This is a genomic window from Silicimonas algicola (assembly GCF_003148765.1).
Classification (GTDB): domain Bacteria; phylum Pseudomonadota; class Alphaproteobacteria; order Rhodobacterales; family Rhodobacteraceae; genus Silicimonas; species Silicimonas algicola.
On the sequence record NZ_QGGV01000007.1, the window covers coordinates 40,809 to 64,909 of the forward strand.

Genomic DNA, 24,101 nt, shown 5'->3' on the forward strand with positions numbered 1-24,101 from the left:
CCGCAAAGCCATTTGCGCCCGCCTCATGTTCTCTTGAGGACAAGAAATCGGAGATTCAGCAGAGTTTCGCCATCACCTAGACGAAGCCTGGCCGACGGGAACGAGGCCCCCTGCCACGGCGTTACGCCTTCACTCGCATTCACAGCTGAAGGACAAACCAAATGGCCAAGGAAAAGACGCTGAGCGACCTGTTCCACGACACCCTGCGGGACATTTACTTCGCGGAGAAGCAGATCCTGAAGGCACTGCCGAAGATGCAGCGTGCCGCGACGAACGAACAGCTTCAGAACGCCTTCGAAAAGCACAAGGAACAGACCGAGGAACACGTCGCACGACTGGAGCAGGTATTCGAGATCATCGGAAAATCTGCTCGGGGCAAGACATGTGAGGCGATCAAGGGCATCATCGACGAGGGTGAGGAGATCATCGACGAGTATAAGGGCACGGCCGCGCTCGATGCCGGGCTCATTTCCGCAGCCCAGGCCGTCGAGCATTACGAGATGACGCGCTACGGCACGCTTAGGAGATGGGCGCAGGAGCTAGGTATGCCCGACGCCGTGAAATTGCTGGACGCCACTTTGAAAGAAGAGTCGCAAACAGATAAGGACCTCACGTCTCTCGCTGAGAAGACGGTGAACCAGGCGGCTCAAACTGCGAAAGCGGCGTGAACTCGGACTGGGACGGAGCGGCCATAACAGGTCGCTCCTCTCACATTGGGCCGGTCAGCAGTGCGCAGGGTCATCGGCCCAAGGGAACCCCGACCGGCGCAGGCCACCCAAGTCCGCCGACACGTAGCCCGGAGGAAGGCTTGCGCTGATCCTGTCAGGGAGACCGAGCTTACAGATCTGCGACTGTCGGATCGTGCGGTCGGCACGACCAGCGCTCGATCCGCCAAGCCGAGTTGCGGTCAGCCCATGCTGCAAGTTCCGCTTGGCCATGCATCATGCACGCCATCAAAGAACCTTCCGCATAGAGCAGCTTCTCTTCCTTGCACTGCCCGTTATCCAACATCAGGCAAGCTATAAAAACGAGTTCAATCACGCCGGACCCCCGCCAAACGACGCACTCTGCGAGAGCCTACATCCGGGTCTCTGCTTGCGACCCGGAAATCTTGTGCAGCAATCGTTCAAGGGCCGCGTCTCCCAGCTTGAACGCGTAACTTGCGTCCGCGACGTGAAGCGGGCGGACTGAGCCTATGTTTGAGAGCGGGAGCGAGCCCTGCAGCGGCGCCTTCCCCACGTCGTAGCGCGTATTGGAGAAACCACGATGAACATCCAGCTTTTGCCGACGTTCCTGTGCGCCTTGACGCTCGCTGCGGTGCATGTCTTCACCCCCAGGCTAACCTGGGTGCGAGCCGTGCCACGAAGCAGATGGCTGTCCCTGGCGGGTGGTGTCGCCGTTGCGTACGTTTTCATGCATCTGCTTCCGGAGCTTGCAGAGCATGAGAGGACGTTGCGAGACGGGGCAGAGCACCCCGGCGCAGTTGTCTACGCACTGTCGCTGGCAGGCCTCGTGACCTTCTACGGCATGGAGCGGCTGATAAGAGGGGCGCGGGAGCGGATGCGGGAAGAGCAACGGGTCGACCGGGCCTCCAGGGGGGTCTTCTGGCTGCACATCTCTTCGTTCGCTGCCTATAATCTCTTGATCGGATACCTGCTGCTACATCGCGAAGAGACGGGATGGACACCGCTGCTGCTGTACTTCACGGCCATGGCGCTGCATTTCTTCACCAACGACTTCGGTCTGCATCAAGACCACGAAGAGCTATATGATCGCGGCGGCCGATGGGTGCTTGCGGCTGCCGTTGTGGTTGGTTGGGCTTTGGGAGCCAGCATAGATGTTCGCGAGATCGCGCTGATTGCGCTCTTCTCGTTTCTCTCGGGTGCGGTCGTGCTCAATGTTCTCAAGGAGGAGCTCCCGGAAGAGCGCAAGAGCCGGTTCCTGCCGTTCCTAGCGGGGGTCGCGGGTTATGGTGCTCTCCTTGTGGCGATCTGATCGCGATCGAAGGGTCACGGCGTGCAACTCTACCGGTGCGACCCTTCCCCTGTCACGCGCGCCCTCGCGGTCTTCACTCCATAGCGCCCTCTCTGCCCGGATCCGGCACAGGAGCGCCGCGCCAGAAGCACCATCGGAATGGGGTCGATCGTTTTGACGTCGCGAGATCATGTTGCGCAGCCCTCGGCCGATGCAAATGTATAGCCGTTCTTGTCGCCCCACTCCGTGTCTGCGTCTGCGGCCCGTTGCCTTTCACACACTGATCCATGTTGTGTCAGGCAGAGCGTCCAGAGAGTAACCTCAGTCAGCGTCTTTGCGGCCTCCGGGAAGGGCGGCTTCCCGACAGACCGCTTCTTCTGTCTCTTTTGCTCCCTGCCCGGATGCTTTTGAGCGACCTGAAACACCAAACCGTCCGCGTGTAAGCTCCGGCACTGTCTGGCGCGGGCGGCCTGCTCAAGGAGAGTGACAATGAAAGACCTGAAGCGTCAGATGATGGATACTGACTCTGCGGAATGGATGCTTTTCCAGGTGCTATCGGCCGTGTACGAAGATTTCCGGGACCTGGAGAAGAGACTTGGCAGACACCTCTCCGCCGACATCGTAACACGAGACGACGGATCAGCGTCGCCTGAAGCGAACGCCCTCACTCGGACGAGCGTTGTTCCAGAGGCTTACCGCCGGCCCCACACCGTCCTTTGACAAATGTCACTTGCGCTCCAAGGCACCTGTTTTCCTCGATCGACGTCGATTGCGGATCAAATTCGCGCCGCCGTTGTTGAAGCAACGACCGGCGGGCGGAACCGCCGACGTGCCAGAAACCGGGGGCCTGCCATGCCGACGACCAGAGATCAGACCGACGTCCTGCTTCAACCAGGCACGACATGCTGGCGCGTGGCGCGCGCCAGCCGTGCCGCTCTGATCGTCGACGCGGCCGCCTATTTTCAGCACCTGCGTGCGGCGCTGACCCGTGCCGAGCGCGCAGTCTACCTGATCGGCTGGGATTTCGACCTTCGCATCGAAATGCTGCCCGGCCAGAGCGACGACGACGGCAATGGGCCTGACGGCTGGCCCAACAAGCTGGGCGAGTTCCTCAAGGCGGTGGTGGACCAACGGCCTGGGCTGCGCCTGCACATCCTCAAGTGGGACGGCGCGATGCTGGCCGAGATCCGCACGCAGGCGTGGGAGACCCTGAGCCTGAAGCTGGCGTCCGACCGCATCCGCTTCGCGCTGGACAGCCACCACCCGGTGGGCGCCTGCCATCACCAGAAGATCGTCGTGATCGACGACCGCCTCGCCTTCTGCGGCGGGATCGACGTGACCACGGGGCGCTGGGACACGCGCAACCATACGCCCGACGACGAACGCCGGACCGACCCGAACGGCTCGCTGCACCAGCCCTGGCACGACGTCACCACCGCGCTCGAGGGCCCGGTTGCCCACGCCCTCGGCGATCTGGCGCGAACTCGCTGGCAGTCGGCCACGGACGAGGCGCTGCCTGCGCCGGAAGGCAGCGGCCCGATGCCTTGGCCGGACGATCTGGAACCTGACATCAGGGATGTCGAGATCGGCATCGCCCGCACCGAGCCGCGCTACCACGGCAGGCCGTTGGTGAACGAGATCGAGGAACTCTACCTCGCCGCGATCCGCGCCGCCCGGAACACGATCTATGTCGAGAGCCAGTATTTTGCTTCCGGCTCGCTCTGCGAGGCGATGGAGGCGCGACTGGCCGAGCCGGGCGGCCCGGAGATCGTGATCGTCAACCCGCAGGCGGCCCAAAGCTTCCTGGAGGACGAGGCGATGCATTCCGTCCGCTCGCGGATGATCGAACGTCTGCGTGAGGCGGACGAGCGAGGCGGTGGCGGGCGCTTCTCCATTCTCTACCCGTCGAACGCGGGGGGCATTCCGATCTACGTTCACGCCAAGGTGTTCGTAATCGACGATCGGCTTCTGAAGATCGGATCAAGCAATATCGACAATCGCTCGATGGGTTTTGACACGGAATGCGACATCGCGGTCGAGGCCACTTCCGAGGCGGAGCGCACCCTGATCCGCAGCTTCACACTCTCGCTGCTGGGCGAGCATCTGAATCTCGAACCGGACGAAGTCCAATCGGCGTGGCGGGAGCAAGGCTCGCTCATCAGCGCGATAGAAACGCTGCGGACGCCTGAGGGGCGGAGCCTCCATCCGATCGAGCCGCAGCCGCTCGACCCGCTTGAGCGGGTGCTGGCGGACAGCCGTATCCTTGATCCCCGGTATTGGCCGCAAAACCGCCCTCGTCCGAAGGAGCGCGCCAAGCACGCTGTCAAACGTGCCATCGAACCCTATCACCTCGAAGCAGCCGGCCTCGGCACGATCCTTCTGGCGGCGGGGGCCGCAGCGCTAGGCATCTGGGTCGGGCGCCGGACGTTGAGGTCCCGACGACCTCCCCTCGCGGCGCCTGCCATCATCACGGATCGGTCCTCCCGTATATCGTGGTCGCGCAAGCCGCACCGTTGAGTGTCCTTCGCGCGGCGTGGGTGGAGGCTAACGATAAGCTTCTGCACTGGGGTATCCGCGTGGGAATGGCAACTCCGGGCCCCCGAACTGATTGGGCCGCAACGCTTTCTTTGCTGAATCGGGGGAGGCGACGAGGCTGCAATCCTTCATTTTCCGGGCATGAGCCGGGCACTTGTGTGGCTTTGACCTCAACCGTTCAGGATCATATCGGCCGCCTTCTCCGCAATCATCACGACTGGTGACGCCGTATTACCCGAGACGATCTTCGGCATGATGGACGCGTCGACCACCCGCAACCCCTCGATGCCCCTCAAGCGCAGCGCGCTGTCCACAACCGCGGCTTCATCGGGGCCCATCCTGCAGGTCCCGACCGGATGGAAGATCGTGGTGGCAATGTCGCCAACAGCCTGTATCAGCTCTTCACGACTTGCGATTTCTGGTCCCGGCAAGACTTCCTGGGGCGTGTATGGCCTCAATGCCTTTGCGGTCATGATGCGCCGCGCCTGTCCGACAGAGGCGACGGCGACCTCTCTGTCCCTCTCTGCGGAGAGGTAGTTCAGGCGTATGTCGGGCTGCACATCGCTCTCGGCGGTCGTGATGTGACACGTTCCCGTACTTTCAGGCCTGAGATTGCAGACCGACACGGTGATAGCCGGAAAGGGGTGCAGCGGGTCTCCAAGCTTGTCGGTCGAAAGAGGCTGGACGTGGTACTCAAGATTGGGCGTCGCCTGCGTTTCGTCCGATCGGGTGAACATCCCGAACTGGCTGGGCGCCATCGAGAGGGGCCCCGAGCGGTTGAAGGCATATTGCACGGCCATCGCGGCCCGCCCCGCCCGGGAGTTGGCCAGTGTATTCAGCGTCGTTGCGTTGCTGACACGAAACACCGTCCGGATCTGGAGGTGATCCTGAAGGTTTTCCCCCACCCCGGGACTATCGTGCAGAACCTCTATGCCCAGGGGCGACAGCACGTCGCCGCGTCCGATCCCCGAGAGTTCGAGGAGCTTGGGCGAATTGATCGACCCTGCCGCGAGCAGCACCTCGCGCCGGGCCCGCGCCTCCATCGTGCGCCCGCGATGCCGGAACCGGACGCCCGACGCTCGCTTTCCGTCCAGGAGAAGGCGGTCGGTCACGGCGCCGGTCATCACGCGCAGGTTCGGCCGCTTCAGTGCCGGGCGCAAGAACCCGCGCACGGTGTTCCAGCGGAAACCTCCGGACTGGTTCACCTCGAAGAAGCCTGAACCCTCGTTGGAGCCGTCGTTGAAGTCCTCGCGCGGAAGGATGCCGAACTCGCGCGCGCCATCCTGCACCGCGTGGAGGATCGGCCATTTCAGGCGCTGCTTCTGGACCTTCCACTCGCCGCCGGTTCCGTGCAGCTCGCTCTTTCCTCCGTGGTGATCCTCGGACTTCAGGAAGTATGGCAACACGTCGTCCCAACCCCACCCGGCATTGCCCAGCTGCCGCCAGTGATCGTAGTCCGCCGCCTGCCCGCGCATGTAGATCATCCCGTTAACGCTCGAACACCCGCCCAGAAGCTTTCCCCGCGGGTAGGCGAGACTGCGGCCGTTCAGTCCTGGCTCTGCGGCGGTCTTCATCATCCAATCGGTTCGCGGATTACCGATGCAGTACAGGTAACCCACCGGAACTTGCACCCAGTGGTAGCGATCGGACATGCCTGCCTCGAGCAGCAGCACGCGGATTGTCGGATCGGCGGTCAGGCGATTGGCCAGGACGCAGCCTGCGGTGCCCGCGCCCACGACGATGTAGTCGTAGTCTCCCTCAAGGCGGTCGGTCGAAGTCATGGCTGTCCCGTCTGTCATTTCGAAAGACGCGCAAAAAACTCCCGCATCCGTTCGGTCAGGTCCAGATACGCATGATACCTTTCGTTGTAATGTGTTTTCATCTCAGGGTCGGGAGCAAGCTCCGCCCTTGTACGCGTCATCCGGTCGATCCCCTCCTCATAACCGGATACCTCGCCCACCGCGATGGCAACACCGATCGCGGCGCCGAGCGCGCCGGTCTCGGAGGCCTCGGCTACCCTGATCGTGACACCGAGGCCGTCGGCAAACATCTGCGGCCAATGAGGACTGCGCGAGCCGCCGCCCGAAAGAACGGCCCGATCGAAGGACAATCCGGCTTTTTCTAGGACACCGACATGGCGGCGGTGCTCGAACATGACGCCTTCGAAGAGGGCGCGGAGTACATGACCTTCCCCATGCCAGCCGGCCATTCCGACAAGACCTGCGCGATACGACGCGCCCTGCCCGGAGCCATAGAGAAATGGTAGGAAGAACGGATCGTCGGATTTGGGCGAGACCTGCGACAGGCGGGCATTCACGAAACCGAACGGATCCTCGTGATGCGCGCCGCGCTCGACGAATTCGCGCACATACCACTCGAGGTTTGCCGCCGACGTGGCGCTGTTGTCCATGTTCACAAAGCGGCCTGGCGCAAAGGCGGAGACCATGAAAACCGACGGATCCACGACGGGCATCTCCGAGAAGACCTGATTGATGCTCCAGCTTCCGGCGATGATTGAGGCTTCGCCGGGTCTGACCACACCAGAGCCCATGGCGCTTGAAACGACGTCGAAATAGCCGCCGATCACTGGCGTGCCCTCGGCCAGTCCCGTTGCCTCCGCCGCCGCGCGCGTGACTCTCCCGGCGATCTCGCAGGGCTCTATCAGGCGAGGAAACTTCTCCCTCGCGTCCTCGATGCCGTAGAGCGCGAAAAGAGTGTCGTCATAGGTGCATTCGGGCATCCGCAGGAGACCCGCGCCTGACATGTCCGAAATCTCGCTGACGCGCTCTCCGGTCAGCCTGTACGTGATGAAATCCTTGCAGAAGAGGACAGTGTCGGCTGCCTCGTAAAGCGCCGGGCGGTGCTGCCTGACCCACGCGAGAAGCGTCGGGGTCTGTGAGGGCCAGGGCCTCTGCAGACAGATCGAATGAAGTGCGTCGCCATTTTTCGCCGACAGTTCTGCTGCAAGAGCGGCAGCACGCGCGTCCAGCGACTGGATGCCGGTAAGGGGCGCGCCGGCGCGGTCCAAGAGGTAGAGACCGTTTCCGTGCCCGGCACAGCCTATCCCCGCGATGTCCTCCGGCGCGACACCCGCAGAGGCCACACAGCCTGCAATGGCCGTCCGCGCATTCGCCCAGAGCTCGTTCAGGTCGCGCTCAACATGGCCAGGCTCCGGCGTCGACGATTGCCCGTCCAGCGCGTGCACGGCGATCTGACGGCCATCGCTGTCGAAGAGCACCGCCTTGATGACGGTATTGCCGGCATCGAGGCCGAGGAAATAGCGGGACGGATCAGGCACGGCTGTAAACCTCCCAGGCCGCCTCGCCGTCGGCGCCGTCATGGATGATGGCCTTGAGCGCCGCGACCACCGCACTCGGCTTGTCGTGCTGATAGATATTCCGTCCGTAGACCATGCCCCTGGCACCCTGCGCGAAGATCTTCGCGGATTTCTCCAGAACGGTCCTCAGGTCCTCCTTGCCGCCACCCCGCACCAGAACCGGCACGCGGGCAGCCTCGATGACCCGGTGAAAGTCCTCCGGGTTCTCGGTCGGGTCGGCCTTGATGATATCGGCCCCCATCTCGGATGTCAGCCGGACCAGCGTCACGATCTTGTCAGCGTCGCCGTCCACCTGATACCCGCCGCGAACTTCGTTCGGGAGCATCACCAGCGGCTCGATCATCAGAGGCATCCCGTACTTGCGACAATCCTCTCGTACTCGGCTGATGTTCTCGATGCACTGGCGAAATAACTCAGGCTCGTCAGGCAGCATGAAGAGATTCACCACGACGGCGGCGGCATCCATCTCCAGCGCGCCGAGGATCGGCTCGCCGTGGTTCTGAAGCTGGGACCACATCACACGATGACGCTGATCGTTGTAGGGGTTGCCCATGTCGATCCGCAGGACCAGCGCGGGCTTGTCCTTCTCGGGTCGGGATTGCAGCAGGTCCGCCTGACCGTAGGCGCACTGGATCGCATCAGGTCGCGCGCCGATCAGCGTGTTCATCACGGCGGGCATGTCTTCCAGACCGTTCATGAAGCTCGGCTCGTTGCAGACCCCGTGGTCGACGGCGACATCCAGGCAGCCTCCATTCGTGAACAGACGGTTCATTCGTGCCTTGGTGTTTACCCGCATTTCAGCCTCCATTCGTGTTGCGCATCGCCAGCATCTGGGGCGTCACGCCGTGATAGTCGTTGAGTTCTGCGAACAGTTCAGCCATCTCCGCGCCCGCCGCATCGCAGGAAAGGCTCCGCTCAGTCGCCAAGATCCGGGCGATGGCCTCGATCAACTCGGTCGAGATGCTGCCGGCGATCGCGAGCGGGGTTCGCCTCAGCACGATGTCGGACAGCCGCACGACGAACTCGTGCCGGATCATCCAGCGGATGTCGCCTTCGGTCAGGGAGCTTCCGGGCAGCGGAGGGGAATCCATTCCCGCCACCGCAACCTCCTCGGCCTTGGCGCCGAAGAGATCGAACAGCAGCGCGGCCCGGTCGGCGTCGATGCCGCGCGCCTCGACGATTCTGCCCACCAGAGCGAACGGATCGGAAGGAAAGCCCGCTCCTCCACCGATGGGCAGGTCGCGGGTTGATCGCGTCCGGCTCCGCTTCAGTTCAGACAGCACCGCGTCGGTCGCATCCTCCGCGAAAGCGCGGAATGTCGTCCATTTGCCCCCGATCATCGCGAATTGCGGCACCCGTCCTTCTATCCTTCGCACTTCGTGGTCGCGCGAGATGCGCCCGGTGAAGCGGTGGTCGCTTCGTGGCAGGGGCCGGATGCCGCTGTAGCTGAAGACGACATCCTCCGGTCCGATTTCGATAGAGGGGAAGACCTGACGCAACGCGCCAAGAATGTAGTCGCACTCCTCCGGTTCGCAGCGCACCCGCCCTGCCCGGTCGACGCGAATGTCTGTCGCTCCCGCCAGCACTCTTCCGAGATAGGGAAAGACGATGCAGATGCGGCCATCCCCGTTCTCGAAATAGACCATGTGTCCGTCGAGCGCGTCGAAAAGCCTGGCGTTATCCAGGATCAGGTGGGAGCCCTTTGTGCCGGCCACGAGACGCTGGCCGTCGCCGCCTCCCAACGCGCTCGCGGTGTCGTCGAGCCATGCTCCCGTGGCGTTCACGACGGTTCGGGGTTCGACCCGCAGACGTTCGTCCCCAGCAACGAGAGTGAAAGTGCCGTCTGACACGATGACTTCGGCATAGTTGACGGCGACGGCGTCAGGTGCTGTGACCTCGGTGTCCCGCAGCATTTCGATGCAGAGGCGCTCGGGGTGCGAGATCCATGCATCGCTGTAGATCGCAGCGCGTCGGGCAGCCGGCAGGAAGTCGGGCCAGCGGTCCCGCATCTCCCATGATGTGAGAAAGCGATGTCGCGGCAGAACCCGGCCCTTGCGGGTCACCCAGTCGTAGAGCTCGAGCCCAATCTTTATCGGCAGCGCCCCGCGTCTTGCCGGCTTCCGCGACGCGCCGAGGAAACTCGCAGCGCCGTTCCACAGGCCGGAGAGACAGGACGTGATCGGGATGACAGTGGGCAGTGGCCTGACCATATGCGGCGCCAGTTTCAGCAAGATGTCGCGTTCCCGAAGACTTTCGCGCACCAGCGTGAACTCGCCGTTTTCAAGATACCGCAACCCGCCATGGATCATCCGCGATGGCGCCGCGCTGCATCCCGAGGCAAAGTCGTTGCGCTCGACGAGAAGGACACGAAGTCCCTGCAGCGCCAGATCGCGGAATACGCCTATGCCATTGACGCCACCGCCAACGACGAGCGCGTCGAAGGCCCCGTCTTGGCGGATCTTGTTCAGCGCTCTGGTGCGTTGGTCAGGCATGTCTTTCCTGTTCGCCGGAACAGGGTCCGGCGGCATTGCGGTCATCCTCTTCGTCCCGGATCAGGTATCGAGCCCGGTCAAATGCGTACGGGCCTGGGTTTCGATCTCGGTAATTTCTTCTGCAGACAGACGGATGCGACCGGCCGCGGCGTTCTCCTCGGCCTGCCGCCTGTCCCGCGCACCGCAGAGGGAGAAGGTGATCCCCGGCTGCTGAACCGTCCAGGCGATCACCACCTGCGCCAGCGTCGCGCCGTGGCGCTCGGCAACAGGTCCTATGGCCGCCATCAGCCGAGCCACCTTTTCTCGGTTGGAAAGCGAGAAGCGGGGATTGCCCTTGCGCAGGTCGTCGCCGGAGAACTCGCGCTCCGGTCCGATCTTGCCCGTCAGCAGGCCGAGACCAAGCGACGAATAACTCAGAACCGAGACGCCGTTCTGCCTGCACAGTGGCAGAATCTCGTTCTCCAGATCGCGTTTGATCATCGAGTACTCTTCCTGAACCGCGTCCAATTGACCGGCGGCAAGATAGGCACGCGCAATGTCCGTATCGGTGTTGCTAGCGCCGATGGACCGGATCTTTCCTGCATCCTTGAGGGCCTCGAGCGCCTCCATGGTTTCTTCGACCGGGGTGGTCGGGTCCTGCCAGTGGGTGATGTAGTGGTCGATACGGTCGGTGTTCAGCCGCCTCAGGCTCTGCTCCACCTCGTAGACGATCGACTCCTTGCCGAGGTAGCGGTGAACCGGCTTGCCGTCGTAGTCGAAGAAGTGGTTGCCCTTCTGCGTGTGCCAGACGATTCCGCACTTCGTGGCGAGCACCACCTTCTCGCGCCGGCCCTGAAGCGCCTTTCCGACAATGGTCTCGGACACGCCCTGCCCATAGGCCGGAGCGGTGTCGATCAGGGTGATACCCGCGTCGACCGCCGCCTGGATGGCCGCGATCGAGGTGGCCTCGTCGGTGCCGCCCCACATCCATCCGCCAATGGCCCAGGTGCCAAGACCGACTACCGAGGCCTCGATACCGGAATTCCCTATTTCTCGCGTCAGCATGTCATCCGGCATCCCCGGTCCCCTTCAGTTTGTTCAGCACCGTCAGCGCCGTATCCTCGTCGAGGATAAGCGAGTTGAGGAAACCACCGTTCAGCACGGACTGGATCGGCAAGGCTTTCTCCGGCCCGGCCGCCACGCCTATGACCCGTTTGCAATGCCTGAGGTCCTGTGGCGCAAGAGCGACGAGCCGCGAGTTCAACGCATAGTTCGCAATCGAGCCGTCGATATGAGTCAGATGCGCGAGAAACTCGCCGACGACTCCCATGGCCATCAGCATCTTCCGGTCCACTTCGGGCACCGGATAGAGGTCGTAGTAGCTCGATCCCTCCGGCTCGATCGATCCGATCCCGACAAGCGCAACCGAGGCTTGACGCGCGACGTCCAGAACCTCCCGGATCGACGCCACGCCCATGAGCATGTCCCTTTGCATCCGGTTCTCGGCGAAAAGGGGGGCGTGCATCAGCAGAGGGGTGCCGCCAAGCCGCTCCGCCAGTTGAATGGCGAGGTGGTTCACGTCCGTGTGGTACTTGCCCTGTACGCCTCCGGTCAGGGGCACGACTGTCACATCCATCGCCCTCTCGGAGGCGACATTCTGGACGATGGCGCTGACGGCTTTCCCTCCAGTAATCGCGATTACGTCGCCATCGCGCAGAGTGGAGACGAGTTCGTTCGCCGCCGCGCGCCCGACCCTGTTCAGCGTCGTCTCGGCGCTGCCGGAAACCGACGGCGTCACGACGGCGCCCTTTAGGCCGGTGACCTTCGTCAGCGCCGCTTCCAGTTCCAGAAGCGCCTGGAACGGGCTCTGGACGTCGATCCGGACCATGCCTTCTCGGCGGCCCTGCGTTATCAGCCGGTTCACCTTCGACGTCGAAAGGTTGAGCCGCTCTGCGATTTCGGACTGCTTCAGCCCCTCGATGAAATGGAGCACGAGAACGGCGTGAATCTGCCGGATCAGGTCGAAGTCCCTGCGTTCGTCCAACATCGCGCTACCTGCGCCTCTTGTTCAGAAAATGGTCGATCGTGACCGCCGCAAGAAGAATAGTGCCGCGTATGATGTCCTGCCAGTACACCGAGACGTCGAGAAGCGCGAGCGAGCTCGACACGAGAGACAGCAGGACAACGCCCAGGATCGCGCCGAGAATCGAGCCGGAGCCTCCATTGAGACTTGCTCCGCCGATGACGGCGGCGGCGATCACCGTCAGTTCCAGCCCGATCCCGAAGGTTGGTTGGGCCGAGCCAAAACGCGACATGTAGATGATCCCGGCGACCCCGCATAAAGTGGAACACAGCGTCGTCGTCAGAAAGATGACCTTCTTCGTCCGAATGCCGGAATAGGCGGCCGCCTTCTCGTTGCTGCCCGTGTAGAACACCTTCCTGAACATTACGGTATGGCGAAGCATGAAATCGAACGTGATGACGAAGGCGAGGAAGATCAGGATCACGACGGGGATCGGCCCCACCGACCCCTGACCGATGAACTTGAACTCGGGCGGCAGGGTGAAGAGCCCGATCGGGCGCCCGCCCGTTCCCAGCAGGCAGATGCCCCGCGCAATGACCATGATCGCAAGAGAGACGATGAAATGGTGCAGGCCCACCTTCGTCACGAAGAAGCCCATCACCGCGCCGATCCCGGCGCAGCAGGCGATCGAGATCAGCGAAGCCAGCCAGGGATCGACTCCGGCGTTCAGAAAGAGCCACCCGGCGATGACCATCGCCAGCGCCGTGACCGAACCGACCGACAGGTCGATCCCGCCAGAGATCAGCAAAATCGTCATACCGATCACGATGATGCCGTCGACGGCGAAGGCGACCGACATCGCGCGCATGTTGGCCCAGGTCAGGAAGTAGGGCGACGCAAAGGACATCGTGATGAAGAGAGCGAGAATGATGAGCACCAAACCCGTTTCCCGCATCCGAAAGAGACCGCGGAGAATGCCGTCACTTCTCCGGTTCGGGACAAGCAGCGCCTCCTCAACGTGAACGGTGTCGCTCATCTCGCCCTCGCCCTGAGCCTGTCGTCGGCGTCCACGATCGACGCCAGTCGCATGATTTCCCTCTCCGTCAGCATCTCGCCTGAAACCTCACCACTGATCCTGCCTTCCCGGACCACCAGCACCCGGTCGCAGAGACCGATCAACTCGGGAAGTTCGGAGGAAATGACGACTATTCCGACGCCTGTGCTCGCGAGGTCGCGCAGGATGCGATGAATCTCGGACTTGGCGCCCACGTCGACGCCCCGTGTCGGTTCATCGAGAAAGATCAGGCTGGGATCGACACTCAGCATCTTGGCGAGTGCGACCTTCTGCTGATTACCCCCTGACAGCAATGAGACCGGACCGGACAGCGATCCATACTTGAGGTTGAGCTTGGCCCCGAGTGTCTTTGCCTGGTGCGCTTCCTTGTTGAAGCGGATCAGCCCCAGCCCGTTCGCGACCTGCTCCACCCGTAGGGCCGAGATGTTCGCGGCGATGGCCATGTCGAGAAAAACGCCGTCGCCCTTTCGATCTTCGCTCAGATACACGATGCCGTGCTTCACACAGTCCCGGTACGTCTTCAGGTCAAGCTTTTGCCCGTTCAGAACGATCTCGCCTGTTGCCTTGCCTTCCAGCCGGCAAATTCCCCTCGCGATCTCGCTTCGGCCGGCGCCGATCAGCCCCGCAAGGCCAAGTACCTCGCCCTTGCGGAGCTGGAAGCTGACGTCGCTGAAGCGCGGTTCGTCGTTCAGGTCTCGTGCTTCGAAGATGATCTCTTCCGAAGGTCCGGTCTGCTTTTCGGGATAGAGCCCGTCGATGACCCTTCCGACCATTGCGTTAACCACGTCTGACGGGCTGATCTCTGCAACGTCGCGGGTCGTGATGTACTTCCCGTCACGAAGGACGGTCACCCTGTCGCAGTTCTCGAAGATCTCGACCATTCGGTGCGAGATGTAGATGATGGACATGCCCCGGTCCGCCAGCTTGCGCATGATGTCGAAAAGGACCTGCGATTCCGTCAGGGTCAGTGCGGCGGTGGGCTCGTCAAGGATCAGGATGCGGCAGTTGAGCGTAAGCGCCTTTGCTATCTCGACAAGCTGCTGGTTCGAAATCGACAGGTCGCGCACGACGACCGAAGGATCAATTCCGCTGAGTTGACGAAACACTTCCGCCGCGTCCTGCTCCAGCTTCCGGTAGTCCATGAAGAACGACCGGCTGGCGTTCGTCCGGGCCATGAAGATGTTCTCGGCCACCGAGACGTCGGGACAAAGCGCGATCTCCTGGTGCACGAAGCCGATCCCGTATCTTTGAGCCTCGGTCGGCGACGAGATCGTCACCTTCCGGCCATCGAGAATGATGTCGCCGCTGTCTGGCTGAAGGATCCCGTCGATGATGTTCATGAGCGTCGACTTGCCCGCGCCATTCTCGCCCGCGACGGCGTGTATCTCGCCTTTCCGAAGCTCGAACCGCACGTCGCTCAAGGCCCTCACGGGTCCGAAGGATTTGTTCAGGCCCGAAATCTGGAGAACCGTCTCGTCTGCCATCGGGGGATTGTCCGGTCATCTGGGTTGCGGTCGCCCCGCCCGCGTCGAAGCGGACGGAGCGGGAGACTGGCGGCCTCCGTCGGTCAGCTCGGATCGCGGCCGTCCATGTAGACGTTCAGGTCGAAGCTGTCTGCGTTGTCCTTGGTTATGACCGCGAAGCCGTTGTCCATGAACGGGATCTGCATCGGATTGAAGCCGGAGGTCTTCCAGTCGTTGAACGGGTCGAAGAGGTCGGACCGGTTCGCGAGATGGACCGCCATGAAGCCCATGAAGCCCTGCACACCCTGGTTCGGATTGAGCGACATGTGGATGTTGCCCGCGCGGATGTGCTCGAGCGTCGTGGGCGTGACGTCGGCATGCATGATGAGGACGTCCGAGCCAGCCTCCAGCTTCGCCGCGACGGCACCTTCCGCCGAACCGGCCTCCGGGATCCACATCGCCGCGAGGTTCGGATTGGCTTGCAGGATCGAGGCGGTTGCCTTGTAGGCCGCGTTGCTGTCCTGGTTGGTCGCCTGGCGGCCGACGAGCTTCATGTTCGGAAAGTTGGCTTCCATGTAATCTATGAGTGCGGTGACCCGCAGATCATGGTTGGACTGGCCCGGGTTCTCGAGGACCGCGTATTCCGCGCTGTCGCCAACCTGCTTCACGATTTCTTCGGCGGCGAATTTGGCCTCGGCAAGGTTGTCCGACGTGATGTAGGCCGTGCGCTTCGACTTGGGTGAGTCTGCGGCGAAGGTCACGACTTCCGTACCACCCTCGATAGCGGCGTTGATCGGCGCGATAAACGGATCGGACTGCATCGGATGGAGCAGAATTCCCGCCGGCTGCTTGATCAGATCCTGCTCGAACGACGCGATCTGCTTGGTGATGTCATAGTCCGGTGTACCCGAGAATACGGCCTCGCATCCGAAGGCCTCGGCTGCCTGCTTGAATCCCTGATAGACCGGGACCCAGTACGGATGGCTGGAAACCATCACGTTCATGACATAGGTCTCGCCAGGCTCGCACATGATGCCTGCGGCCGCGGCCGGAGCAGACGCTAGGGCCGTTCCCACGAAAAATGACGCGGCCAGAATCCTTGTACGCTTAACGTTCATCACTTCCTCCCTGTGCTCCTCGCGACCTTCCCTGCCCATCCTGAGAGGAACGATGGCAAGAAATTTCGCAAAGCGATTTTTGTTGCAGTGTGATTGGTAGAGGAGACGGGCTGTCGGCAAAATTGATTCTGCAATTTTTCTTGAAAACTGAAATTTTTTTCAAGGCGCACATCTAACGCGCCGCAGGCCGCCGTACGGGTCGACTCGATCACCCGCCGCGACGACGGCACGTGAATGGCAGGTCTGCTCCGATAGCCGCCAGCAAGCGGATCACACCGTCGCCCATAACCTCGACATCCGTCACAGGTCGCCCAAGACTGGTTCGATGCCACATCAGACCAAGCGGCGAGTTTACAGGGCCCTCCTCGCTCTTGCGGGGCTCGTTGCCGTCGCGATCGGGACCTTTGCCCTGCCCGTCAGAACCTGGCGGACCGGCGAGGTGGATCACGCCGGTTTCCCGGCCTCGCCTTCGGACGCCAAAACGCCCGAACGCCTGTGGATCGACACCGATCCCGCTTGCGGTCACGGATCCCGCAGCGACCCAGACGATTGCTTCGCCCTCTTCGCGCTGGCGCGGTCTGAGAGGATCGAGATCGCAGGCGTGTCGACGGTCTTCGGCAATGCCGGGATCGATGTGACCGATGCAATCGCCCGCGACCTGGCGGCGCGACTGGCGCCAGCGGGCCATCCGCTTCCGACTATCTTTCGTGGCGCCGGCGCAACTTCGGACGCGGAGTCCCCGGCAAGCGCGGCGCTCGCCAGCGCTCTGGAAAGCGACCCGTTGACGATCCTGGCGCTTGGTCCGCTGACCAATATCGCGGATGCGCTTCGCTCCGACCCGTCGCTCGCCGCCCGGTTGGAGCGGGTCATCGCGGTGATGGGCCGGCACCCGGGTCATCTCTTTCACCCGAGCGAAGGGCGCGGCGACGGCGTCCTCTTCGGTCATGGTCCGATCTTCAGCGACCTCAACTTCCGGAAGGATCCGAAGGCGGTCGACTTTCTCCTGTCGACGAGGGTGCCGCTCACCTTGATCCCCTACGAGGCGGCCCGAGACGTGATGGTGACGCAAGACGATCTCGGCTGGATCGCTGCATCCGGATCGGTTGGAGACTGGATCGTCCAAGGCGCGGCCGGGTGGATGGACTATTGGCAGGACGAGGTGGGCCTTGGCGGCTTCTATCCCTTCGACCTCGTGGCCGCGCAGTACGTTCTCAGCCCGGAGGCTTTCCAGTGCGGAGGCGGGACGGCGACCGTGGACTTCGGATGGGCGCCAGGTTGGCTTTGGGTGTTCGATGACGCGGGCCTGTTCGTGAGGCCGGGCGCCGTCTCGGGAAGCGGACGCCAGGTCACCTACTGTCCGACGCTCGATGGGGCCGACGTTTCGCTCCTTGCCGAGTGACGGCGTCTTTCAGGGGAGTGCCGGGACAGCGCCATGGCGAACTCTCGCCAGAAAACGCTCCATCTCGGCAGATGTCGGCTGCTCGCCGGTGAACGTCTTTACATAGTTGGAGATGCGCGCGAGCCGGACAGGCATGTCCTCCTGAACCTGCATCGATATGTAACCAATCTGGACCAGGTACATCGTGCGTGCCCGGACGTCGGCCTCGTCCGGATCGAAGCCAAATCGCGCGAACATGTGCCGGATCGCCGAAAGCCGCGTCTCGTCTTCGAGGTTCACCGCCTCTGCGACCGCATCCGATTGATGCGCCCAGCCCCGCACCGCAAGATCCAGTCCCGCCTCGAACCCGCCCCCGGGGAGGAAGACGCTTATGACGTTCAGGACGGCCTCGGTGATCGATTGCGCGAACCCGTCGGTGGCGTCGACGAGCCTGCTCGTGTTCGTCTCTCGCCAGTCGTCCAGAAGCGCCTGCAGAAGCTGGGCGCGATCCTCGAAAAACCAGTAGAAACTGGTGCGCGACAGCCCGAGCCGGGTGCCGAGCGGTTGAATCTTCACCGCGTCGATCCCCGAGGTGACGAAGGCGTCGCGGGCCGCGGCCAGCCAGACGTCGCGCGATCCGCGCCAGCCTTTCGTGGGTTCGTCGGATGAGCCCTTGTCCGTCATGCCCGCCCTTCTAATGTCGTCTCGCGCGGCAATCAACAAAACTCGACGCTCGTGAACACTAACTTGACACACATGAACATTTTGCGCATCGCTGAGGCGTAGCCGTTCAGGAGACGCGCATGTCCGGGGATCCCCTTCTGCAGCCCTACCGCCTCAAACACCTGACGCTGCGCAACCGCATCATGACCACGAGCCACGAACCGGCCTACCCCGAGGACGGGATGCCGAAGGATCGCTATACCGCCTATCACGCCGAACGCGCGAAGGCGGGCGTGGCGCTGGCCATGACAGCGGGGTCGGCAGCCGTGTCGAAGGACAGCCCGCCGGTCTTCAACAACGTTCTCGCCTACAAGGACGAGGTCGTGCCGTGGATCCGAAGGCTCACCGACGCCTGTCACGACCACGGTTGCGCCGTAATGATCCAGTTGACGCACCTCGGGCGACGCACGACGTGGAACAAGGGCAACTGGCTGCCGTCGGTGTCGTCTTCGAAGCATCGCGAACCGGCACACCGGGCATTTCCCAAGCTGGCAGAGGACTGGGATCTCAAGCGCATCGTCACCGACTTCGCCGATGCCGCCGAACGGATGCAGGCGGGTGGCATGGACGGGGTCGAGATCATCGCCCACGGCCATCTCCTCGACCAGTTCATGTCACCTCTGAGCAACGACCTCGACGGCCCCTACGGCGGCGCGGATATTGCGGACCGGGCGCGGCTGACGATCGACGTGCTTCGCGCGGTGCGCGAGCGTGTCGGGGACGACTTCGTCCTCAGCCTGCGCATGGGTGCGGACGAGAAGACGCCAGGCGGGATCACGCCGGACGAGGGCATTCAGCTTGCCCTGCACATCAAGGCCGCCGGACTCGTGGACGTGTTCAACGTCAACGGCGGGCGCATTCACACCGACCCGGCGATGACGACCACGATTCCCATCCAGGGCATGGCGACGGCGCCGCACCTGTGGCTCGCGGGCGCGATCCGCGCCGCCACCGGGATGCCGGTGTTCCATGCCTCCCGCATCCCCGACGTGGCGACGGCGCGGTTCGCGGTGTCGTCGGGACAGCTCGACATGGTCGGCATGACGCGGGCGCACATGGCCGACCCGCACATCGTCCGGAAGATCATGGAAGGCCGCGAGGACGACATACGCCCCTGCGTCGGCGCCACCTATTGCCTCGACCGCATCTACCAGGCGGGCGACGCGCTTTGCATCCACAACGCCGCCACGGGGCGCGAGCTGACGATGCCGCACACCATCGAACCGGCGGCGACGCGCAGGAAGGTCGTGATCGTCGGCGCCGGTCCGGCCGGCCTCGAGGCGGCGCGCGTCGCCGCCGAGCGCGGACACGACGTGACCGTGTTCGAGGCACAGGCCGATGCGGGCGGTCAGATCCGCCTGACCGCACTGAACCCGCGACGGCGCGAGATGATCTCGATCGTCGACTGGCGCATGGCGCAATGCGCGGCGCGCGACGTGGAATTCCGCTTCAACACCTGGGCCGAAGCCGCCGACGTGACCGCGCTCGACCCCGACGTCGTCATCGTCGCAACGGGCGGCCTGCCCAATACCGAGCTCTTCGAAAGCGGCGAGGAGCAACGCCATGTCGTCAGCGCCTGGGACATCATCGCGGGTGACGTAAAGCCCGCGCAGAACGTCCTCGTCTATGACGAAAGCGGCGATCATCCGGGCCTGATGGCGGCAGAGGTCGCCGCGACCGCCGGGGCGACCGTCGAGGTCATGACCCCCGACCGCACCTTCGCCCCCGACATCATGGCGATGAACCTCGTTCCCTACATGCGCGCTCTGCAATCGAAGGACGTGACCTTCACCGTCACCCGCCGCCTTCTCGACGTGACCCGCGACGGCAACCGACTGAAGGCCGTGATCGGCACGGATTACAGCGATCTCAGGACCGAACGGATCTACGACCAGATCGTGGTGAACTACGGCACCCTGCCGCTGGACGACCTGTATTTCGAGTTGAAGCCCTTGTCCTCGAACGGCGGCGCGGTCGACTACGACGCGCTGATCGAGGGTCGCGCTCAGGGCATCGCAAGCGGGAAAAAAAGCGGCTTCCAGCTGTTCCGCATCGGCGACGCGGTCAGCGCGCGCAACACGCATGCCGCCATCTTCGATGCACTACGGCTGATGAAGGATATCTGAAGACGCCCGCAGGACGACCCCCGGTCAGACGGCCTCGGCAGCCAATTCCCGGCACCCGGTTTCGAGAAGATGGAGGACGTGCGGCGCGAAGCTGTGCCAGACATCCATGCGATAGGCGCTGTCGGCGTCGCGCCAGATCGTGACGGTCACGCCGTCGAAGTTCGTCCGCCTCCCCTCGCCCACCGCGATGCTCTCGGGGTCGCGGGCCATGCCTAGGGTGAGCAGCTCCGTTGCGCGTGCGCCGTCGATCTGGAAGGTGACCTCGCGACCCGACACGTCGACGAGGCTGTGCGGCAGGGTTTCATAGACACCGGCGCAGGACGACAGGACGCCCTCGACCGTCCCCTCCGGCAGGTGAAGCATCCATTCGTCGGGACCGAGGCGCAGGGCCTCTAACTCGCCGCCGGTGCAACGCTCGCCGATCTTGCCGGGCAGCGACAGACCGAGAGCCGCTTCAAGCGGCGCCAAGTCGCCTCGCGCACGCAACGACAGCCGGGCGCAGGGCTTCGCCAGCCGAACGCGGACAGCGGCACTTTCCGCAAGAACCTCGGGTTCGGAGGACATCGGTTTATTCATGGCGGTTCCTCAGATCTTCAGCCTTGCGTTGTCGGGATCGACGAAGACCATGGGCGTGATCTTCGCGGCTATGGTGCGGTCGGGCATTGGGATGTGGACGGTCTCGCCCATGCGTCCGTGCCCGCCCTCCACCAGTGCCAGCGCGATCGGTCGTCCCACCGCGTCCGAGTGATAGGACGAGGTCACATGACCGACCATCGTCATGGGAAGCGCCTGCGTCGGATCGAAGACGATCTGAGCCCCTTCCTCCAGCCTGGAGTGGTCCTCGGTCAGAAGGCCGACCAGTTGCTTCCGGCCCTCGGACGTCAGGTCTGGACGAGCCATGCCGCGCTTGCCGACGAAATCGGGTTTCGACTTGCCGACCGCCCAGTCGAGCCCGGCATCCTTTGGCGTCACCGTTCCATCCGTGTCCTGGCCGACGATGATGTAGCCCTTCTCGGCGCGCAGGACGTGCATGGTTTCGGTGCCATAGGCGCAGATGTCGTATTGCCGACCGGCCTCCCACAGCACCTCCCACAGCGTCCGTCCCCTCGGCGCGGGCACGTTGACCTCGAACCCGATCTCGCCGGTGAAGCTGACGCGGAAGAGACGCGCGGGCATTCCAGCGACGGTGCATTCGACGCAGGACATGTGCGGGAAGGCCTCGTCGGTCAGGTCGACACCTTCGACGAGAGGGGCCAGCAGCGCCGCGGCCTTCGGGCCGTTCAGCGCGATTGTCGCCCATTGCTCGGTGGTGGAGGTCAGCCAGACGTTCAGGTCCGGCCACTCGGTCTGAAGGTAGTCCTCCATCATGTTCAGCACGCGCGCAGCGCCGCCGGTCGTCGTGGTGACGTGGAACCTGTCCGTCGTCAGGCGACCGATCACGCCGTCGTCTCGGATGAATCCGTCGTCGCCGCACAACAGGCCATAGCGGCAGCGCCCCGGCGCGAGCTTGGTCCAGGGGTTGGTGTACATGCGGTTCATGAACTCGACCGCGTCCGGCCCCACGACCTCGATCTTGCCAAGCGTCGAGGCGTCGAAGATGCCGACGGACTGGCGCGTCGCCACGCACTCGCGGCGGACGGCGGTGTCCATGTCCTCGCCCGGTTTAGGGAAGTGCCACGCCCGGCGCCATTGGCCGACCGGCTCGAACACCGCGCCGTTCTCCTCGGCCCAGCCATCGATCCGTGTCTTCCGCGTCACCTCGAAATGTGCGCCGCGATGGTAGCCTGCGAAGGCCCCGAACGAGGTCGGCGTATAAGGCGGCCGAAACGTCGTCAGGCCGACCTGAGGCTGTTTCTTTCCAAGGGCATCCGCGGCGATGTTCAAGCCGTTGATGTTCGACATCTTGCCCTGGTCGGTCGCCATGCCGTTCGTGGTGTAGCGCTTGACGTGCTCGATCGACCGCATGCCTTCGCGCACGGCCAGACGCAGGTCCTTGGCCGTCACGTCGTTCTGGTAGTCGACGAAGGCCTTGGCCTTGCCAGGATTCAGGTCGGTCGGCAGCTCCGTGTGGCTGACGCCAGTCCCGGTCCGGTCGGAGGCAACCGAACAGGCCGTCTCCCCGCCGGTTCCGCCAAGGTCGGCCGCCACGGCGCGGCCCTTGTCGGCGCCGTCGTTCAGCACCGCCTCGACGCCCCAGAGCCCCCGGCTCGCGCCCGCGATGACGCAGTTCTCCGGCGTGTCCTTCGGCAGGAACGTGGTCAGGTCCTCGTCCCAGGCGAGCGACCCCCTGGTGTGAGAGAAGAGGTGCAGCGACGGCGTCCATCCCCCCGACATCAGGACGGCGTCGCAACCGATCACATAGCCCGCCCCGACCTTGCCGTCCGTCACCGGATTGACCCGGAGCGACGTCACGCGCAGCCGCCCTTTGGTGGCGGTCGCGGTATGTCCGATCTTCAGCCTGATGCCTCGCTTCCCGGCCTCGGCGAGGAGGTCGTCGCGCACGCTTTCGCGCGTATCGACGATGGCCTGCACCTGCGCGCCCGCATCCGCCAGGTCGAAGGCCGCAAACCACGCGCTGTCATGCGAGGTCAGAATGACCGGCCGCTGTCCGACCAGCACGCCGTAGCGGTTGAGATAGGTCTGCGCCGACCCCGCCAGCATGACGCCAGGGCAGTCGTTGCCGTGGAACACGAGCGGCTTTTCGAGAGCACCCTGCGCCAGCACGACGCGCTTGGCGCGCACCCTCCACATCCGCTCGCGGGGCGTGTCGGCGGGGAGGTCGGACAGGTGGTCGGTGAGCCGTTCGACCATCCCGATCATGTTCTGGTGATAATAGCCGATGGCGGTGGTCCGGGTCATGATCCGGACGCCCGCCGCCTTCAACGCCTCTACCTCGGCGGCCAGCCAGTCCCAGGCCCGCTGGCCGTCGACAAGCGCCTGCGGTTCGGACAGAAGCGAACCCCCGACCTCAGCGTTCTCGTCGACGAGCACGACCTTCAACCCGTCGACGGCCGCAGCGCGCGCGGCGGCAAGCCCGGCGGGACCCGCGCCCACGACCAGCACGTCGCAGTGCAGGAAGCGCGAGGCGTAGGTGTCGGGGTCCTCTTCGGTGGGGCTGACGCCCAGTCCTGCGGCGGCGCGAATGAAGGGCTCGTAGACCCTGTGCCAGAAGCTCTTTGGCCACATGAAGGTCTTGTAGTAGAAGCCCGCCGAGAACAGCATGTAGGCCGCGTCGTTGACCGCGCCGATGTCCCACTTCAGGCTCGGGTACTTGTTCTGCGACGTGGTCTCCAGACCCTGCCAGATCTCCTGCACCGTGGCGCGCGTGTTCGGCTCGAAGCGGCCGGGCCCGCGGCGGGTACCGATCAGCGCGTTCGGCTCCTCCGACCCCGCTGCCACCGGCCCGCGCGGCCGGTGGTACTTGAATGACCGGCCCATCAGGTGGACGCCGTTCGCCAGGAGGGCCGAGGAGACGGTGTCGCCCTTCAGCCCCACGAACGGCTTTCCGTCGAAGGTGAAACGCACCGATTTCCCGACATCGACGCGGCCCTTGCCCGCAACGCGGTTTCCGCTCATTTCGCGTCTCCCCCCAGGCTGGCGAGGTCGGGACGCGGCGCGCCGGCCCTGTAGGTCGTCAGGAACTTGTCCGACACCGTGTCGCGCACGGCGTTGAAGAACCGCCCGCAGCCGTGGAGATGCCGCCACCGCTCGAAATGCGGACCTTTCGGGTTCTCGCGGATGAAGAGGAACTCCTCCCATTGCTCGTCCGACTGGCCGGATGGGTTCTCGGGTCGGATGACATGCGCCTGCCCGGCATAGGCGAACTCGGCCTCGGGCAGGGTCTCTTCGCAATAAGGGCACGTTATCAGAAGCATGCG

20 protein-coding genes are annotated in these 24,101 nt (G+C 63.8%); 6 read left to right on the plus strand and 14 right to left on the minus strand.

Going from position 1 to position 24,101, the window contains the following annotated elements; genetic code table 11:
* Positions 1-161: 161 nt before the first annotated feature.
* A complete protein-coding gene (locus C8D95_RS14850) occupies positions 162-668 on the plus strand; it encodes a YciE/YciF ferroxidase family protein (protein ID WP_109759986.1) in 507 nt (168 codons plus the stop codon).
* A 169-nt stretch (positions 669-837) separates the two neighbouring features.
* Here the strand turns inward: C8D95_RS14850 and C8D95_RS22310 are convergent, their stop codons facing one another.
* Positions 838-1,041 carry a hypothetical protein gene (locus C8D95_RS22310; protein ID WP_164721610.1) on the minus strand — a complete coding sequence of 68 codons (204 nt, stop codon included), beginning with the start codon at positions 1,039-1,041 and terminating at the stop codon, positions 838-840.
* A gap of 225 nt (positions 1,042-1,266) precedes the next feature.
* Between C8D95_RS22310 and C8D95_RS22575 the strand changes: the two genes are divergently transcribed.
* From C8D95_RS22575 to C8D95_RS14865, 3 genes are all read left to right on the plus strand, one after another.
* Positions 1,267-1,995, plus strand: a complete 729-nt coding sequence (locus tag C8D95_RS22575) for a hypothetical protein (protein WP_109759987.1) — start codon at positions 1,267-1,269, stop codon at positions 1,993-1,995.
* A 468-nt stretch (positions 1,996-2,463) separates the two neighbouring features.
* Positions 2,464-2,694, plus strand: a complete 231-nt coding sequence (locus C8D95_RS14860) for a hypothetical protein (RefSeq protein WP_109759988.1) — start codon at positions 2,464-2,466, stop codon at positions 2,692-2,694.
* 132 nt (positions 2,695-2,826) lie between these two features.
* Positions 2,827-4,491 (plus strand): phospholipase D-like domain-containing protein, encoded by a 1,665-nt coding sequence (locus C8D95_RS14865; protein ID WP_109759989.1) that lies wholly within the window; start codon positions 2,827-2,829, stop codon positions 4,489-4,491.
* Positions 4,492-4,679: 188 nt separating this feature from the next.
* Here C8D95_RS14865 and C8D95_RS14870 read toward each other — a convergent pair whose 3' ends face one another.
* The 9 genes from C8D95_RS14870 to C8D95_RS14910 all read right to left on the minus strand — a co-directional run bounded on the left by C8D95_RS14870 (position 4,680) and on the right by C8D95_RS14910 (position 15,882).
* Positions 4,680-6,290: a GMC family oxidoreductase gene (locus tag C8D95_RS14870; RefSeq protein WP_109759990.1), complete on the minus strand. Its 1,611-nt coding sequence runs from the start codon at positions 6,288-6,290 to the stop codon at positions 4,680-4,682.
* A 14-nt stretch (positions 6,291-6,304) separates the two neighbouring features.
* Positions 6,305-7,807, minus strand: a complete 1,503-nt coding sequence (locus C8D95_RS14875) for an FGGY-family carbohydrate kinase (protein WP_241239844.1) — start codon at positions 7,805-7,807, stop codon at positions 6,305-6,307.
* The gene (locus C8D95_RS14880; RefSeq protein WP_206508460.1) at positions 7,800-8,618 is read right to left on the minus strand and encodes a class I fructose-bisphosphate aldolase; all 819 of its coding nucleotides are present in this window, start codon (positions 8,616-8,618) and stop codon (positions 7,800-7,802) included. Before C8D95_RS14880 ends, C8D95_RS14875 begins: the two co-directional genes overlap by 8 nt.
* 25 nt (positions 8,619-8,643) lie before the next feature.
* Entirely contained in the window at positions 8,644-10,338 is a 1,695-nt protein-coding gene (locus C8D95_RS14885) for a glycerol-3-phosphate dehydrogenase/oxidase (RefSeq protein ID WP_109760122.1), read from the minus strand.
* Positions 10,339-10,398: 60 nt separating this feature from the next.
* Positions 10,399-11,394 carry an aldo/keto reductase gene (locus C8D95_RS14890; RefSeq protein WP_109759993.1) on the minus strand — a complete coding sequence of 332 codons (996 nt, stop codon included), beginning with the start codon at positions 11,392-11,394 and terminating at the stop codon, positions 10,399-10,401.
* Positions 11,384-12,364 (minus strand): sugar-binding transcriptional regulator, encoded by a 981-nt coding sequence (locus C8D95_RS14895; RefSeq protein ID WP_109759994.1) that lies wholly within the window; start codon positions 12,362-12,364, stop codon positions 11,384-11,386. The genes C8D95_RS14890 and C8D95_RS14895 overlap by 11 nt, the downstream gene beginning before the upstream one ends.
* Before the next feature lie 4 nt (positions 12,365-12,368).
* A complete protein-coding gene (locus C8D95_RS14900; RefSeq protein WP_109759995.1) occupies positions 12,369-13,376 on the minus strand; it encodes an ABC transporter permease in 1,008 nt (335 codons plus the stop codon).
* The gene (locus tag C8D95_RS14905; RefSeq protein ID WP_109759996.1) at positions 13,373-14,899 is read right to left on the minus strand and encodes a sugar ABC transporter ATP-binding protein; all 1,527 of its coding nucleotides are present in this window, start codon (positions 14,897-14,899) and stop codon (positions 13,373-13,375) included. Before C8D95_RS14905 ends, C8D95_RS14900 begins: the two co-directional genes overlap by 4 nt.
* 83 nt (positions 14,900-14,982) lie before the next feature.
* Positions 14,983-15,882 (minus strand): substrate-binding domain-containing protein, encoded by a 900-nt coding sequence (locus tag C8D95_RS14910; RefSeq protein WP_241239843.1) that lies wholly within the window; start codon positions 15,880-15,882, stop codon positions 14,983-14,985.
* 439 nt (positions 15,883-16,321) lie between these two features.
* Here C8D95_RS14910 and C8D95_RS14915 point away from each other — a divergent pair, with 439 nt between their 5' ends.
* Positions 16,322-17,395, plus strand: a complete 1,074-nt coding sequence (locus C8D95_RS14915; RefSeq protein ID WP_109759998.1) for a nucleoside hydrolase — start codon at positions 16,322-16,324, stop codon at positions 17,393-17,395.
* 9 nt (positions 17,396-17,404) lie between these two features.
* Here the strand turns inward: C8D95_RS14915 and C8D95_RS14920 are convergent, their stop codons facing one another.
* The gene (locus tag C8D95_RS14920) at positions 17,405-18,058 is read right to left on the minus strand and encodes a TetR/AcrR family transcriptional regulator (RefSeq protein WP_109759999.1); all 654 of its coding nucleotides are present in this window, start codon (positions 18,056-18,058) and stop codon (positions 17,405-17,407) included.
* Between the two features lie 119 nt (positions 18,059-18,177).
* Here C8D95_RS14920 and C8D95_RS14925 point away from each other — a divergent pair, with 119 nt between their 5' ends.
* A complete protein-coding gene (locus tag C8D95_RS14925; RefSeq protein WP_109760000.1) occupies positions 18,178-20,223 on the plus strand; it encodes an NADH:flavin oxidoreductase in 2,046 nt (681 codons plus the stop codon).
* 24 nt (positions 20,224-20,247) lie between these two features.
* Here C8D95_RS14925 and C8D95_RS14930 read toward each other — a convergent pair whose 3' ends face one another.
* Genes C8D95_RS14930 through C8D95_RS14940 form a run of 3 tightly spaced genes read right to left on the minus strand, consistent with a single transcriptional unit; the run spans position 20,248 to position 24,098 of the window.
* Complete coding sequence (locus C8D95_RS14930; protein WP_109760001.1) at positions 20,248-20,799, minus strand: sarcosine oxidase subunit gamma; 552 nt, start codon at positions 20,797-20,799, stop codon at positions 20,248-20,250.
* A 9-nt stretch (positions 20,800-20,808) separates the two neighbouring features.
* Positions 20,809-23,799 carry a sarcosine oxidase subunit alpha gene (locus C8D95_RS14935; RefSeq protein ID WP_109760002.1) on the minus strand — a complete coding sequence of 997 codons (2,991 nt, stop codon included), beginning with the start codon at positions 23,797-23,799 and terminating at the stop codon, positions 20,809-20,811.
* Positions 23,796-24,098, minus strand: coding sequence for a sarcosine oxidase subunit delta (locus C8D95_RS14940; RefSeq protein WP_109760003.1), 303 nt, complete (start codon positions 24,096-24,098; stop codon positions 23,796-23,798). Before C8D95_RS14940 ends, C8D95_RS14935 begins: the two co-directional genes overlap by 4 nt.
* Between the last annotated feature and the right edge of the window lie 3 nt (positions 24,099-24,101).